The 14,716-nt window shown below is 72.7% G+C and carries 17 protein-coding genes; 5 read left to right on the top strand and 12 right to left on the bottom strand.

Features of this window, described 5'->3' with window-relative positions; genetic code table 11:
* Nucleotides 1-29 precede the first annotated feature (29 nt).
* Nucleotides 30-482, top strand: a complete 453-nt coding sequence (locus CTZ28_RS21175) for a hypothetical protein (protein ID WP_121891225.1) — start codon at nt 30-32, stop codon at nt 480-482.
* Here the strand turns inward: CTZ28_RS21175 and mug are convergent.
* The 7 genes from mug to CTZ28_RS21140 form a co-directional block, all read right to left on the bottom strand.
* Entirely contained in the window at nt 460-1,041 is a 582-nt protein-coding gene (gene mug, locus CTZ28_RS21170) for a G/U mismatch-specific DNA glycosylase (protein ID WP_121891224.1), read from the bottom strand. The genes CTZ28_RS21175 and mug overlap by 23 nt on opposite strands.
* Complete coding sequence (gene purB, locus CTZ28_RS21165) at nt 1,038-2,480, bottom strand: adenylosuccinate lyase (protein ID WP_121891223.1); 1,443 nt, start codon at nt 2,478-2,480, stop codon at nt 1,038-1,040. Before purB ends, mug begins: the two co-directional genes overlap by 4 nt.
* 212 nt (nt 2,481-2,692) lie before the next feature.
* Nucleotides 2,693-3,040, bottom strand: coding sequence for a DUF4326 domain-containing protein (locus tag CTZ28_RS21160; protein ID WP_121891222.1), 348 nt, complete (start codon nt 3,038-3,040; stop codon nt 2,693-2,695).
* Between the two features lie 10 nt (nt 3,041-3,050).
* Nucleotides 3,051-3,842 carry an SGNH/GDSL hydrolase family protein gene (locus tag CTZ28_RS21155; RefSeq protein WP_121891221.1) on the bottom strand — a complete coding sequence of 264 codons (792 nt, stop codon included), beginning with the start codon at nt 3,840-3,842 and terminating at the stop codon, nt 3,051-3,053.
* A 61-nt stretch (nt 3,843-3,903) separates the two neighbouring features.
* A complete protein-coding gene (locus CTZ28_RS21150; RefSeq protein WP_121891220.1) occupies nt 3,904-4,917 on the bottom strand; it encodes a hemolysin family protein in 1,014 nt (337 codons plus the stop codon).
* Nucleotides 4,914-6,254: a hemolysin family protein gene (locus tag CTZ28_RS21145; RefSeq protein WP_121891219.1), complete on the bottom strand. Its 1,341-nt coding sequence runs from the start codon at nt 6,252-6,254 to the stop codon at nt 4,914-4,916. Before CTZ28_RS21145 ends, CTZ28_RS21150 begins: the two co-directional genes overlap by 4 nt.
* Nucleotides 6,255-6,528: 274 nt before the next feature.
* A complete protein-coding gene (locus tag CTZ28_RS21140) occupies nt 6,529-6,948 on the bottom strand; it encodes a GNAT family N-acetyltransferase (protein ID WP_121891218.1) in 420 nt (139 codons plus the stop codon).
* A 249-nt stretch (nt 6,949-7,197) separates the two neighbouring features.
* Between CTZ28_RS21140 and CTZ28_RS21135 the strand changes: the two genes are divergently transcribed.
* A complete protein-coding gene (locus CTZ28_RS21135; RefSeq protein WP_121891217.1) occupies nt 7,198-8,355 on the top strand; it encodes an acyltransferase family protein in 1,158 nt (385 codons plus the stop codon).
* Between the two features lie 32 nt (nt 8,356-8,387).
* On the opposite strand, the gene CTZ28_RS21130 is transcribed toward CTZ28_RS21135, so the two are convergent.
* Nucleotides 8,388-8,753, bottom strand: coding sequence for a YybH family protein (locus CTZ28_RS21130; protein WP_121891328.1), 366 nt, complete (start codon nt 8,751-8,753; stop codon nt 8,388-8,390).
* Between the two features lie 101 nt (nt 8,754-8,854).
* On the opposite strand from CTZ28_RS21130, the gene CTZ28_RS21125 reads away from it, so the two are divergent.
* The 3 genes from CTZ28_RS21125 to CTZ28_RS21115 all read left to right on the top strand — a co-directional run bounded on the left by CTZ28_RS21125 (nt 8,855) and on the right by CTZ28_RS21115 (nt 10,515).
* Nucleotides 8,855-9,754, top strand: coding sequence for a LysR family transcriptional regulator (locus CTZ28_RS21125; protein ID WP_121891216.1), 900 nt, complete (start codon nt 8,855-8,857; stop codon nt 9,752-9,754).
* Between the two features lie 139 nt (nt 9,755-9,893).
* On the top strand, nt 9,894-10,136 hold the full coding sequence (locus tag CTZ28_RS21120; protein WP_121891215.1) for a toxin-antitoxin system HicB family antitoxin: 243 nt from the start codon (nt 9,894-9,896) through the stop codon (nt 10,134-10,136).
* Between the two features lie 4 nt (nt 10,137-10,140).
* Nucleotides 10,141-10,515 (top strand): fic family toxin-antitoxin system, toxin component, encoded by a 375-nt coding sequence (locus tag CTZ28_RS21115; RefSeq protein ID WP_121891214.1) that lies wholly within the window; start codon nt 10,141-10,143, stop codon nt 10,513-10,515.
* Here the strand turns inward: CTZ28_RS21115 and CTZ28_RS21110 are convergent, their stop codons facing one another.
* The 4 genes from CTZ28_RS21110 to bioB form a co-directional block, all read right to left on the bottom strand.
* On the bottom strand, nt 10,516-11,202 hold the full coding sequence (locus tag CTZ28_RS21110; RefSeq protein WP_121891213.1) for a class I SAM-dependent methyltransferase: 687 nt from the start codon (nt 11,200-11,202) through the stop codon (nt 10,516-10,518).
* A gap of 199 nt (nt 11,203-11,401) precedes the next feature.
* The gene (gene bioD, locus CTZ28_RS21105) at nt 11,402-12,133 is read right to left on the bottom strand and encodes a dethiobiotin synthase (protein ID WP_121891212.1); all 732 of its coding nucleotides are present in this window, start codon (nt 12,131-12,133) and stop codon (nt 11,402-11,404) included.
* A gap of 1 nt (nt 12,134) precedes the next feature.
* On the bottom strand, nt 12,135-13,415 hold the full coding sequence (locus tag CTZ28_RS21100) for an adenosylmethionine--8-amino-7-oxononanoate transaminase (protein WP_121891211.1): 1,281 nt from the start codon (nt 13,413-13,415) through the stop codon (nt 12,135-12,137).
* Nucleotides 13,408-14,625 (bottom strand): biotin synthase BioB, encoded by a 1,218-nt coding sequence (bioB, locus tag CTZ28_RS21095; RefSeq protein ID WP_121891210.1) that lies wholly within the window; start codon nt 14,623-14,625, stop codon nt 13,408-13,410. The genes CTZ28_RS21100 and bioB overlap by 8 nt, the downstream gene beginning before the upstream one ends.
* Nucleotides 14,626-14,716 lie beyond the last annotated feature (91 nt).

Here is a 14,716-nt window from a genome sequence, read left to right as displayed (position 1 = left end):
TGTCAGTGGTGCCCGCTTTACTGGAGCACATGGACATCGCGCGGCACCTGGCCCTCATCGACCTGCTGTGCACCCGGGGGTTCCCCGCGGAGCACGGCAGGACGGAGCACGGCGCGAGCGGGCCCGGCTACCACATAGCGGAATTACAGACCAGCGGCGACTTCTGGGAGGACGGCGGCGCCCAGCGGGAGGAGACCGAGACGCAGTACGAGGCCGACCGCGACGGTCTCGGCGCGCGGCTTACCGAGCGGTGGGGGCCGCCGCAGCGCATCAGCCTGTACAGCGTGCTGGAACGGACCACGCTGGGCGAGGACCCCGAGGATCTCGAGGAGCCCTGGGCCGGGCTCAGCGGGCATGTGCCCGACCTCCACCTGTGGCGGGCGCCCGGCGCGGACCGCTGGGTTGCCCTCGGCGTCTCCCGTTGGAACCGGGAACTTCCCTTCCAGCTCCTGGCCGTGGTCACCGACCTGGATCCGCCGTGACGGGGCGCCCCGGCCGGTCCGACGCGGCCTCCCGCAGCCGCCCGAACTCCTCCGCCATCGTCGCCGCCGTCCAATGCGCGTTCAGACCGCTGGGGTTGGGCAGCACCCACACCCGCGTGTCCCCGATCCTCCGTTCCTGCGGCCCCACCTGCGCCCGCCGCTCACCGAACGCCGCACGGTACGCGGTCACCCCGACCACGGCCAGCCACCTCGGCCGCAGCCGCGTCACCTTGGCGGTCAGCAGCCGCCCGCCCTCGACGTACTCCGCGGCGGACAGCTCGTCGGCCCGCGCCGTCGCCCGGGCCACCACGTTGGTGATCCCGAGCCCGTACGCCAGCAGCTCCTGCTGCTCCGACGGCTTCAGCAGCCGCGGCGTGAACCCGGACAGCTGCAGCACCGGCCAGAACCGGTTGCCGGGACGTGCGAAGTGGTGGCCCGTCGCGGCCGTCAGCAGACCGGGGTTGATGCCGGAGAACAGCACGCGAAGGCCGTCCGCGGCCACGTCCGGTACCAGACGGTCGCGGGCGGCCTCCAGCTCGGCCCGGGTGAAGCGGGTCAGAGGATCGCTCCCGGGGCGTAGCCCGCGGCCTGCGGGTGCTGCTTGACGATCTCGTCGATCCGGCCGACGACCACGCCGACCTGGTCGGCCGCCGCACCGGTGAAGGACAGCTTGTCGGCCATGAGCGCCCGCAACTGCTCCCGGTCCAGCGGCAGCCGCTCGTCGGCGGCCAGCTTGTCCAGCAGGTCGTTGCGCTCGGCGCCCTGCTCGCGCATGGCGAGCGCCGTGGCGACGGCGTTCTCCTTGATGGCCTCGTGGGCGACCTCGCGGCCGACACCGGCCCGCACGGCGCCCATCAGCACCTTGGTCGTGGCGAGGAACGGCAGATAGCGGTCCAGCTCACGGGCGATGACGGCGGGGAAGGCGCCGAACTCGTCGAGCACCGTCAGGAAGGTCTCCAGCAGGCCGTCCAGCGCGAAGAAGGCGTCCGGGAGCGCGACCCGGCGCACCACGGAGCAGGACACGTCGCCCTCGTTCCACTGGTCGCCCGCGAGCTCGCCGGTCATCGAGGCGTAGCCGCGCAGGATCACCATCAGGCCGTTGACGCGCTCGCAGGAGCGGGTGTTCATCTTGTGCGGCATCGCCGAGGAGCCGACCTGGCCCGGCTTGAAGCCCTCGGTGACCAGCTCGTGCCCGGCCATCAGCCGGATCGTCCTGGCCAGCGACGACGGCGCCGCCGCCAGCTGCACCAGCGCGGTCACGACCTCGTAGTCCAGCGAGCGCGGATAGACCTGGCCGACGGAGGTGAAGGCCTGCGAGAAGCCGAGGTGCCGGGTGATCCGGTGCTCCAGCTCGGCGAGCTTCGACGCGTCGCCGCCCAGCAGGTCCAGCATGTCCTGCGCCGTGCCGACCGGGCCCTTGATGCCGCGCAGCGGGTAGCGGCCGAGCAGCTCCTCGACCCGGCCGTAGCCGACGAGCAGCTCGTCGGCGGCGGTCGCGAAGCGCTTGCCGAGCGTGGTGGCCTGCGCGGCTACGTTGTGGGAGCGGCCCGCCATGACCAGCTCGGCGTACTCGCCCGCCAGCTTGCCGAGGCGCGCCAGGACTGCCACCGTACGGTCGCGCATCAGCTCCAGGGAGAGCCGGATCTGCAGCTGCTCGACGTTCTCGGTCAGATCGCGGGAGGTCATGCCCTTGTGCACGTGCTCGTGCCCGGCGAGGGCGTTGAACTCCTCGATCCGCGCCTTCACGTCGTGCCGCGTGACCTTCTCGCGCTCCGCGATCGAGGCCAGGTCGACGGTGTCGAGGACCCGCTCGTAGTCGGCGATCGCCGCGTCCGGCACCTCGATCCCGAGGTCCTTCTGGGCCCGCAGCACGGCGAGCCAGAGCTGTCGCTCCAGCCTCACCTTCTGCTCGGGCGACCAGAGCGTGGCCAGTTCGGCGGAGGCGTAGCGTCCGGCGAGGACGTTCGGGATGCGGGGCTTGGCGGGAGCGGAAGTCACGTGTACGGAGCATACCGGCTGTTCATATCCGCTCCGGACTGCGCGGACGGCCGCGGACCAGGTGGGGCGGGGCCGGGCCGGGGGAGGGGGCAGTGCCGGCCGGTCTGCGGGCTGTGCCGGACCGGTTCGGTTCGGTTCGGGGAGATCCGCGCACCGAATACGGGATGCGTGTCGCCGTCATACGGGATGCGTGCCGCCGTCCGCGGCGCGGGCTATGCCGCCTCGCCCGCGTCGGCCAGCTCCGCCAGCACCTGCGCATGGCACGGCTCGGGCACGCACCAGCAGGCGAGGGTCCTGCCGCGCAGCCGCGGCACCAGCTCCAGCAGCTCGGGCCGCTCCAGCAGGTACGCCCGGTACATCGCCATGACCTCGGCCCGGGTGCCGTCCCGCCGTTTCGCCGCGGTGTGGTAGGCGAACGGGTTGTACAGCGGATGCCGGGGCAGGTCCCAGCCGCCCAGCGTCCAGCGGCGGCCCACGTACACGACGTCCGCGGGGGCGTCCGCCAGCCGGGGGCCGAAGTCGTGGATCCGGCCCCTGATGTTGATGACCCGGGTGCCCATGCCGGCGAGGCTACGCCGCCGGGCCCTCGTACGGGAGCAGCTCGGGGCGCTTGGGCGGGCGGCCGTCACCGGAGGAACGGCCGGTCAGCCTGCGGCCTATCCACGGCAGCAGGTGCTGCCGGGCGAACCGTACGTCCGTGGTCCGCCGGGTGAGCCAGCCCGGCGGCTGCTCGGCGGGCAACGGGACCCGCCACTCGGTGTCCTCGGCGGCGTGGCCGAGCGTCTGCCAGACGGCCTCGGCGACCCGGCGGTGCCCCTCCGCCGTCAGGTGCAGCCGGTCCACGTCCCACATCTGCGGGTCGGCCAGCGACGGCGCCCCGTACAGGTCCACGACCAGGGCGCCGTGCCGCTCGGCGAGCTCGTCGACGCAGGCGAACAGCTCCTCCATGCGCGGCCGGAACCGCTCCAGGACCGGGCCGCGGCGGCCCGGGCTGCGCATCAGCACGAGCTGCTTGCAGGAGGGGGCCAGCCGCTCCACCGCCTCCGTCAGCAGCCCCCGCACCCGCCCCATGTCGCACGCGGGCCGTAGCGTGTCGTTCAGCCCGCCGACCAGCGTGACCACATCGGCCCGCATGCCGGCCGCCACCTCGACCTGCTCGTCGACGATCTGCCCGATCAGCTTGCCGCGCACCGCGAGGTTGGCGTACCGGAACCCGGGGGTCCGGGCGGTCATCCGCGCCGCGAGCAGGTCGGCCCAGCCCCGGTAGGAGCCGTCCGGCAGCAGGTCCGACATGCCTTCGGTGAAGGAGTCGCCGACCGCGACCAGGCTGGAGTACGAGGGGTGCGGGGGGATCGTCTGCATGGCGACAGCGATGCTATCCCGCGCACGTACCCGCCGGTCGGTCGGGCCGCGGCCCCGGGCCTCAGGCGTGCTGGCCGAACAGCTCCCGCAGCACGTCCTCCATCGTCACCAGACCGGCCAGCCGTCCGTCGGACCCGAGGACGGCCGCCAGATGCGTACGGCTGCCCCGCATCGCGGTGAGCACGTCGTCCAGCGGTGTGCTCTCCCGTACCCGCGCGACGGGCCGCATGTCCCGCAGCCGCAGCGGCATGTCCCGCGGCGAGGCGTCCAGCGCGTCCTTGACGTGCAGATAGCCGACGATGCGGCGCCCCTCGTCGACCACTGGGAAACGGGAGAAGCCCGACTCCGTGGACAGCTGCTCCAGCTGCTCGGGGGTGACGCCCACGCGCGCGTACACCACGTCCGCCAGCGGGACCACCACGTCGCGCACCGGACGCCGGCCCAGCTCCAGGGCATCGTGCAGCCGCTCCTGCGCCCGGTCGTCGATCAGGCCCGCCGCGCCGGCGTCCTTCACGATCTGGGCCAGTTCCGCGTCCGAGAACGTCGCCGTGACCTCGTCCTTCGCCTCGACCCTGAGCAGCTTGAGCAGGGCGTTCGCGAAGGCGTTGACCGCGAAGATCACCGGACGCAGTGCCCGGGACAGCGCGACCAGGGGCGGGCCGAGCAGCAAGGCACTGCGCACGGGTTCGGCGAGCGCGATGTTCTTGGGCACCATCTCGCCCAGCAGCATGTGCAGATACGTGGCCAGCGCCAGCGCGATCACGAAGGACACGGCGTGGCCCGCGCTCTCGGGCATGCCCACCGCGTGGAAGACCGGCTCCAGCAGATGGGCGATGGCCGGCTCCGCGACCACGCCCAGGACCAGCGTGCACAGCGTGATCCCCAGCTGGGCGGCGGCCATCAGCACGGACACGTGCTCCAGGCCCCACAGCACGGTCTTCGCGCGCCGGTCGCCCGCCTCGGCGTGCGGTTCGATCTGCGAGCGCCGCACCGAGATCAGGGCGAACTCGGCGCCCACGAAGAAGGCGTTGACGACGAGGGTCGCCAGACCGATCAGCAGTTGTACGACGGTCACTTCGCGTCCTCCGTGCTCGCGTCGGTCCCGGTGACGAGCGGTGCGTGCAGCAGCACCCGGGCCGCCCGGTGCCCGGCGGCGTCGACCACGTCGAGCCGCCACCCGGCGACCTCGATGCGGTCACCGGCCGCCGGGATGCGGCCCAGCTCGGTGGCGACCAGGCCGGCCAGGGTCTCGTACGGCCCCTCGGGCGCCCGCAGGCCCACGCGGGCGAGCTGGTCGGTGCGGGCGGAACCGTCGGCCGAGTAGACGGCCCGGCCCTCCTCGTCGGCCCCGGCGGGGGCGAGATCGGGTGTCTCGTGCGGGTCGTGCTCGTCCCGTACCTCGCCGACGACCTCCTCGACGATGTCCTCCAGGGTCGCCACGCCCGCCGTACCGCCGTACTCGTCGATGACGACCGCCATCGTGCGCTTGCCGGAGAGCCGGTCGAGGAGCCGGTCGACGGTCAGCGACTCGGGGACCAGCAGTGGCTCGCGCATCACCTGCGCGACACCGCGGCGGGCCCGCTCCTCGCCGGGCACCGCCAGCACGTCCTTGATGTGCGCGACCCCGACCACCGTGTCCAGGTTGCCGCGGTAGACGGGGAACCGGGACAGCCCGGTCGCCCGGGTCGCGTTGGCCACGTCCTCGCAGGTCGCCTGGGTGTCGAGGGCGACGACCTGGACCCGCGGGGTCATCACGTTCTCCGCGGTGAGGTCGGCGAGGTTCAGGGTCCGTACGAACAGTTCGGCGGTGTCCGCCTCCAGGGCGCCCTCCTTGGCGGAGTGCCGGGCCAGCGCCGCCAGCTCCTGCGGGCCGCGCGCGGAGGCCAGCTCCTCGGCCGGCTCCACGCCGAAGCGGCGCACGACGTGGTTGGCGGTGTTGTTGAGGTGCCTGATGAAGGGGCGGAAGGCGGCGCTGAACCAGCGCTGCGGGCTGCCCACGCGCTTGGCCACGGCGAGCGGCGAGGAGATCGCCCAGTTCTTGGGCACCAGTTCGCCGACGACCATCAGGAACACGGTGGACAGCGCGGTGCCGATGACCAGCGCGATCGAGCCGGACGCGGAGGAGGGGACGCCGAGCGACCTGAGCGGGCCCGCGATCAGCCGGGCGATGGACGGCTCGGAGAGCATGCCGACCACCAGATTGGTGACCGTGATGCCGAGCTGCGCGCCGGAGAGCTGGAACGTCAGGTTCCGTACGGCCTTGAGGGCGCCCGCCGCGCCGCGCTCGCCGCGCGCGGCGGCGCGTTCCAGTTCGCCGCGCTCGACCGTGGTCAGCGAGAACTCGGCGGCGACGAAGGCACCGCAGGCGAGCGAGAGCAGGATCGCCACCAGCAGGAGGAGCACTTCGGTCATCGGGTCACCTCCGTCCCATGATCGGCCAGGGCAGGGAGGATCGCGCGATGTCGCCAACTGGGAGGCTCGTCCATGGGCGGACGTTCACACCTTTCGTCACCGGAGCACGGGGAGGGGGACCGGACGGCCCCCACGATCCTCCAATGGTAAAGGACGAGCAAAAGCGGGGTGCGGGTGGAGGGGAAGGGTGCCCATCGCGCGGACAAGGCGCCCATCGCACGCAGAAGGCGCCCAGCGCGCGGAGAACGGGCGGCCGTGGCGGCGCGCCCCGTGCCTACAGCGGCTTGACCCAGCGCCGCCAGTGGTCCTCGCGGTGGTAGCCGGCCGCGGCCCAGGTGTGGTGGGCCCGCTCGTTGGCCTCCAGGACCATGGCGTCCACGCGTCGCCCGCCGAGGGCGGCGAAGCGCTGTTCGGCCGCTTCGAGCAGGGCGGTGGCGATGCCCTGCCGGCGGTGCTCCGGGTGCACGGCCAGCCGGTAGGCGGAGCACCGCCATCCGTCGAAGCCGGCTATCACCGTCCCGACGAGGAGTCCGTCGCGCTCCGCGAGGAGCAGGGCCTCGGGATCCCGTGCGACGAGGCGCGCGACTCCGTCGTGGTCGTCGCTGATGCTGGTGCCTTCCGCGGCCTCCCGCCAGAACCGCAGCACGGTGTCGATGTCGGTGTGGACGGCACAGCGGATGTGGAGATCGCTCATGCGGCGAGCCAAGCAGAACGCCCGTCCGCCTGGCGAGTGCTTTCCGTGGGCGCGCTGCCTGCGCAGTGAGATGAAATGACGCGCCGGAGAACGGTGCGTGTCCGACCGGCGAGCGATGTGGTAACTCTCTGTCATGGTGTGCGCGATTTGTTCTCCCCTGCCCCCTATGGCGCGGAAGGCGTGGACGTAGCGTGAGCCGTCCGTGGGCCACAAGGCCCGGCGTTGTCTCATGAGGGATGGCTCAGCCTGATGCACGATGTGCACGGCAGCTCGTCGACATCCACCGGTGGCGTCGCACTCGCCGAGCGTCCGCCCCGACCGGCCCCGGCCGCGAAGCGCGGGGCCGCCGGGCGGGGCGGCTCCCGGCTGTACGTCGTCGACGGTATCCGCCTGGTCGCCGCCCTGATGGTGGTGCTGCACCACTACGCCGGCACCAAGCGGGTGGACCAGCCGGGCAACGCGATCTGGGACCGGCCGGTGTCCGACCTCATGCCCACGGTGTTCCGGGTCGCCTCCTTCGGCTGGATCGGCGTCGAGATCTTCTTCGTGATCAGCGGCTTCGTCATCTGTATGTCGTGCTGGGGCCGCACCCCGCGGCAGTTCTTCGTCTCCCGGGTGATCCGTCTCTACCCGGCGTACTGGTTCGCCGTCGTCTTCACCACGGGCGTGCTGGTGGTGCTGCCCGGCGTGTGGGACCGGCTGGCGCTGCGCGACGTCCTGGTCAACCTCACGATGCTGCAGGCCGGTTCGAACGTGCCGAACGTCGACCCCGTCTACTGGACCCTCTGGTCGGAACTGCGCTTCTACCTGCTCTTCCTGGTCGTCGTCGCCATGGGCCTCACTTACCGCAGGGTCGTGGTGTTCTGCTGCGTGTGGGGCGCGGCGGCGATGCTCGCGCCGGTCGCCGAGCTGCCGCTGCTGGACCTGGTGGCCGACCCGACCGGCGCCTGGTACTTCATCGCCGGCCTCGCCCTCTACCTCATGCACCGTTTCGGCCAGGACCTGATGCTGTGGGGCATCCTGGCCATGGCGTGGCTGATGGGCCAGCGGGAGCTGGGAATGCGGGTGGCGTACGAGGGTGTCTCCAGCTGGCGCGGGGCCGTGCTGATCTTCACCGTGTTCATGCTGGTCATGGTGGCCGTCGCGCTCGGTCTGACCGACCGCGTCCGCTGGAGGTGGCTGGTCACCGCCGGCTGTCTGACCTACCCGCTCTATCTGATGCACTACGTGGCCGGTACGACGCTGATCCACCGCCTGCGCGACGCGATGGACGCCCGGCTGGTGGTCGCCACCGTGATCGCGGCCTTCCTGGCGCTGAGCTGGCTGGTGCACCGATGGGTGGAGCGACCGGTGGCACGGGCACTGAAGACAGGCCTGGACACGTCATTCACACGGGCGGCCCGCTAGCGGGCGACACCGCCGAGGACGGCTTTGCGGACTCAGTTGGTGGGCGGGCGGAACTCGGGCTGGTCGATGACGCGTAGCCAGCTGTTGTCGGCCTGGCGTCTGACCACCTGCGCACGGGCGCCCGTGCCGTCCTTGGGCGGCGTGGAGGTCAGCGCGATGTCACCGCGGACCAGCGTCGGGAGCGGCTGCTCCGGTTCGAAGTGCGGCGCGTCGGCCAGCACCTTCTCCCACAGTGCGCGGATGGCCCCCCGGCCCACCGTGACGCTGCCCGGCGGGTAGGCCAGCACCGCCTCCTCCTCGTACAGCGCGGCGACGCCCGCCGCGTCGCCCGCGTTGGCGCGCTCCACGAAGAGGCGGGTGAGGTCCTCCGGCTTCATGGCCTTCTCGTTCTCGGACACGATCATCCTTCCTGCCGTCCCGGTACCGACCTGGGAATTCTCCGCCGCCGGCCGAGCAGAAGTCCAATTAATGATCAGGATCGGCGTGATAATTTTCAGTTATGGAGATCAGGCAGCTCAGGTATTTCGTCGCCGTGGCGGAGGAAGCGCATTTCACCCGGGCCGCGGAGCGGATGCACATCAGCCAGCCCGGCATCAGCGCGCAGATCCGCCAGCTCGAGAACGACCTCGGGGCCACGCTGATCGACCGCTCCGGCCGCGGCGTCGCGCTGACCGCGGTCGGCGAGGTGGTGCTGGCACACGCGAGGTCCGTGCTGGCCTCGACGGAGTCGCTGCGGCACGCCGTGGACGAGATGAACGGGCTCGTGCGGGGCAGGCTCGTCGTCGGCATGGTCACCGCCTGCACCGTCCAGCCCCTGTTCGACGCCTTGTCGAGCTTCCACCGCGCGCACCCCGGCGTCGAGATCAGCCTGGTCGAGGAGGACTCCGGCAAGCTGGTCGAGCGCGTCCGCGAGGGCGGCGTCGACCTGGCCCTGATCGGCGCGGCCCATCGGGCGCCGGCGGACCTGGACGGCTGGCAGGTGATCAGCGAGCCGCTCGTCGCCGCGGTGCCGGTCGGTCATCCGCTGGCCGCGAAGGACGGGGTCACCCTCGCCGAACTCCTCACCTGCCCGATCATCTGCCTGCCCGAGGGGACCGGTATCCGGGCGGCGCTCGACCAGGCTGCCGCGGCCCTCGGCCTGACACCGACCGTCGCCCTCGAGGCGAGCGCCCCGGCAGCGGTGATGAATCTCGCCGAGCGCGGCCTCGGCGTGGCGGTGCTCTCCGCGTCCATGACCGCCCGGCAGGAGGGGCTGCGGAGCGTGCCCCTCACCGATGCCGACGTGCCAGCGGTGCTCGCCCTGGTCGCAGCGCCGACCAAGAGCCCGGCGCTGCGCGAACTGCTGCTGCGCTGCCGGCGGTCCTTCGCCGACGCCACGCCGGCCCGGACGGCGCACTGACCAAGGCGTACGGCACGGGCGAGACCGCGGTGCTCGCCCCGGACCTCGGCGGACGTGGAGACAGCGCACGGCCCCTTCACCGCGGTCATGCGCCGGGGCGACCTTGCCGCCGCTAGCGTTCCGGCGCTAGCTTCGGGGCATGGCCAAGACCCAGCTGAATGTGCGGGTGGACGAGGACACCGCCCGAGCCGCCCGCGAGCGCGCCCAGGCCCGCGGCATGAGCGTCAACCGCTATATCGAAGAGCTGGTCCGAAAGGACACCGGGGAGGCCGGCCGCACCTTCGTGGAGGCCGCCGCCGACTTCATGAAGCAGTACGAGGGCGTGTTCGCGGAGGAGTTCGGCGAGGGCCGCGGCACCGGCCGGAGCGAAGGCCGGCGCTGATCCGTTGAACGACCTGAGCATCGATCTCGCCTGGCTCCTCATGCTCGCCGAACAGAAGACACCGGGGGACCCGCAGGTCACCGACTGGGGCGCGCTGGTCGCCGCGGTCGCCCGGCACCGGGCCGAGATATTCGACATCCCCGTCTACGAGGGCCCGCACGCCCGTGCCGCCGCCCTGCTCCAACTGCTGATCCACGTCCCCGCGCTGGAGCGCTCCAACGCCCTGTTCGCCTCCGCCGTCGCCTACGCCTATCTCGTCGCCAGCGGCCTCAAGGTCGCCACCTCGCCGGAACGGGTGCGCGATCTGGCCCGGCTGGTCAAGGACGGGGAGGTGTCGGTGTCCGACATCGCGCGGGAGCTGCGGCAGTGGACCCTGTGATCAGCCCGCGGGCCCCGGCCGCCAGGCGGTGCCCAGCACGCAGTACGAACTGGGCAGCCGCGGCCCCGTCTCCGGCATCAGCGTCCGCTGGTACGGGCCGAGCGCGTACCCCGCGTCCCTGAGCGCGGTCACCGGCTCGCGGGACAGATGGCAGCCGCCGCTCATCCGGGGCCACAGCGTCCGGTCAAGGACGCGCTGGGTGAGGACCATGGCCCGGCCACCGCCCCGGCCGTGCTCGAAGAACCGCAGCTCGCCGCCGGGGCGCAGCACGCGGCGCACCTCCCCGAGGGCGCGCGCCACATCACGGACACTGCACAGCACCAGACACAGCACGGCCGCGTCGAACGCCTCGCTCTTCACCGGCAGTGCCTCCGCCACACCCGGCACCACATCGACCGGCACCTCGCTGCGATGCGCCGCGTCCATGGCCAACTGCCGCAGCAGGCGCTCCGGTTCGATCGCGACGACCTCCGAGACGGTGCTCGGGTAGTGGGGGAAGTTCAGCCCGTTGCCCGCGCCGATCTCGATGACCCGGCCGGACACCCCCGCGAGCATCCGGGCACGGATCCCGGCCATGCCGAACCGGGTCTCCGCGTGCACGCTCGTACGGGCGTAGCAGCGGGCGAACACCGGGTGGTGGACGGCGTCCCGCGCCACCTTGCCCGAACCACCGGACCGGTGTGACATGACGGCCTCCCCGACAGGACGGCTTCGGGCTTCCGGACGGACGACTCCAGAGAGATTGTCCCCCCACGTTCCCCATCGCACTCCCCGTGCGGGTGGTGCTCGGACGGGGAGTGCGGTGCCGCCGGGCCCGGTTGGGCATGCTGCCCGCTGATCACCGCGGGCACGGGCGGGAGACCGGGGCCGGCCGGTCCAGGTGTCCTCAGGCGTGGCCCGCCGGTGGAGCCTCGTGGGTGTGGAAGGAGGCCGCGTCCCAGCTGCCCGCGAGGCGGGGGGACAGCCAAGTCGGGGCCGCCCTGCGGAAGTCGGGCGGTGGCAGGGCCCCGGCCCCGGCCGGCAGGGCGCCGAGCAGCGGGGCGCCGGCCACCTCCGGCAGGTCCGCGAGATTGCACCGCGCGGCGAGATCGGCGGACCCGGGCCAGCTGCCGATCACCACCCCGAGCAACTCGATGGCGCGGAAACGCAGTTCGCGCGCCGTCAGCTCGGTCGTGTTCAGCGTGCCCAGACCGGCCGAGGCGACCACCAGGACCGGCGCCTCCAGCAGCCGGGCCGCGTCCGCCAGGGTGCCGCCCGCCGCGTCGAACCGTACGAGCAGCCCGCCCGCCCCCTCGACCAGCACCAGATCGTGCTCGGCGGCCAGCTTGGCGGCGGCCTCGGCCACCTCGTACGGATGGACGGGGGCGAGGCCCGCCCGCCGGGCCGCCGTCCACGGCGCCAACGGCTCCGGATAGCGGGCCAGTTCGGTCGCCGTCACCGCGCCCGCGAGCCGCGCCACCTCCTCCGCGTCCCCGCGCTCGCCCGGTCCCACCCCGGTCTGCGCGGCCTTCAGCACGGCCACCGACCGGCCGGCGGCGAGCGCGGCGGCGGCCACCGCCGCGGTCGTGACCGTCTTGCCGACCTCCGTGCCCGTGCCCGTGATCACCAGTACCGGCATCTCATCCCTCCCGCGCCGCGGCGCACACGGCGCGGGCGATCCGTGCCACGTCCTCGTCCCCGGTGACGTACGGCGGCATCGTGTACACCAGGTCGCGGAACGGCCGCAGCCACACGCCCGCCCGCACGGCCGCCGCCGTGGCCGCCGCCATGTCCACCTCGTGGTCGAGCTGGACCACGCCGATGGCGCCCAGGACCCGCACGTCACGCACCCCGGGCAGGTCCGCGGCCGGGGCGAGGCCGGCCCGCAGGCCCGTCTCGATCCGCTCGACCTCGGCCCGCCAGTCCTGCCCCAGCAGCAGCTCGATCGACGCGCAGGCCACGGCCGCGGCCAGCGGGTTGCCCATGAACGTCGGCCCGTGCGCGAGGACCGGGACCTCGCCCCGGGAGATCCCGTCCGCCACCCGGGACGTGCACAGCGTCGCCGCCATCGTCAGATACCCGCCGGTCAGCGCCTTGCCCACGCACATCACGTCCGGCGTCACCGCCGCGTGCTCCGCGGCGAACAGCGCGCCCGTCCGGCCGAATCCGGTCGCGATCTCGTCGAACACCAGCAGCACGTCGTGCGCGTCGCACGCCTCGCGCAGCACCCGCAGATACCCGGGGGAGTGGAACCGCATCCCGCCCGCGCCCTGCACCACCGGCTCCACGATCACGGCGGCCAGTTCGTCCGCGTGCCGCCCGATCAGCTCGCGCAGCCGCTCGGCGTACACCTCCTCGTACCCGGTCGGCGGCGGGTCAGCGAAGACCTGGCGCGGCAGCACCCCGGCCCACAGCTCGTGCATCCCGCCCTCGGGGTCGCACACGGACATCGGGTGCCAGGTGTCACCGTGGTAGCCGCCCCGCCAGGTCAGCAGCCGGCGCTTGAGCGGGCGGCCGAGGGAGCGCCAGTACTGCAGGCACATCTTGACCGCGACCTCGACCGAGACCGAGCCGGAGTCGGCGAGGAAGACATGCTCCAGTCCGTCCGGCGACATGTCGACGAGGAGCTTCGCGAGCCGGACGGCGGGCTCGTGCGTGAGCCCGCCGAACATCACATGGCTCATCCGCTCCAGCTGGCCCCGTGCGGCCTCGTTGAGCACCGGGTGGTTGTAGCCGTGGATCGCCGACCACCAGGACGCCATCCCGTCGACCAACTCGCCCGAGCCGTCGGCCAGTCGCAGCCGTACCCCGCTCGCCGACGCCACGACGAGCGGTTCGGCGCGCCCGGGCATCGGGCCGTACGGATGCCACACATGCCGCCGGTCCAGCTCCAGCAGCGCGGGGACGCCGAGGTCAGGCATTGGGCGCGAGGTCCGTTCCGGGACCCCGGCGGCGGACGGCGACCAGGTCGGTGCGGGCCTCGTTCACCTGCGGCGCGGCGGCGGAACCGCACCCGCCCGCGTCCTCGTGCCCGCCGCAGCCCGCCTCCGCGTGCGCACCGCAGCCCGCCTCCGCGTGCGCACCGCAGCCCGGCTCCTCGTGCGCCCCGCACCCGGCCGCGCCCGCCGCCCGGTGCTCCGGCAGCGTCACCTCGTCCGCGCCCTCCACCACGAACCCGGCGTCCGCGATCATCTCCAGGTCCGCCTTGCCCGCCTGGCCCTCACTGGTGAGGTAGTCGCCCAGGAAGAGGGAGTTGGCCAGGTGCAGTGCCAGCGGCTGGAGGCTGCGCAGGTGCACCTCGCGCCCGCCGGAGACCCGGACCTCGACGTCGGGGCACACGAACCGGACCATCGCGAGGATGCGCAGGCAGTGCTGCGGCGTGAGGTTCCACTCCTTGGCGAGCGGGGTGCCCTCGAACGGGATCAGGAAGTTCACCGGCACCGAGTCCGGGTCCAGCTCGCGCAGCGCGAGGACCACGTCGACCAGGTCCGCGTCGCTCTCGCCCATGCCCGCGATCAGCCCGGAGCACGGGGACAGCCCCGCCGCGTGCGCCTTCCGCACCGTGTCCACCCGATCGGCGTACGTGTGCGTCGTCGTGATGTCCCCGTACGTGCTCTCGGAGGTGTTGAGGTTGTGGTTGTAGGCGTCGGCGCCGGCCGCCCGCAGCCGCTCGGCCTGGCCGTCGGAGAGCAGGCCGAGGCACGCGCAGACCTCGACGCCCTCGTTCCGCTCCTTGATCGTCCTGATCGTCTCGGAGACCCGGTCCACGTCCCGGTCCGTCGGGCCCCGGCCGCTGGCCACCAGACACACCCGCTTGGCACCCCCGGCCAGACCCGCGGCGGCGGCCTCGGAGGCCTCGCCGGGCTTGAGCCAGGTGTACTTCAGGATGCCGGCCGTCGAGCCCAGCCGCTGCGAGCAGTAGGAGCAGTCCTCGGGACACAGGCCGGACTTGAGATTGACGAGGTAGTTGAGTTTCACGCGTCGGCCGAACCAGTGCCGGCGCACCCGGCCGGCCGCGGCCACCACGTCGAGCAGGTCGTCGTCGGAGGTGGCGAGCACGGCGAGTGCCTCGTCGCGGGTCGGCGGCTCGCGGCGCAGGCCCTTGTCCACCAGCGTGTTCAGGAGGTCCATGAGGTCCGATCCTGCCCTGCGGGAGCGGTCCGGGCCAAGGAGGGTCCGTACAACGGAGACGGTTCGTTGTGTGGGTATGGCCACACAATGG

The sequence above is a fragment of the Streptomyces shenzhenensis genome, from assembly GCF_003688995.1.
Lineage (GTDB): Bacteria > Actinomycetota > Actinomycetes > Streptomycetales > Streptomycetaceae > Streptomyces > Streptomyces shenzhenensis_A.
The sequence above is the reverse complement of the archived record's forward strand: the minus strand, read 5'-3'. Positions and strand labels throughout refer to the sequence as shown.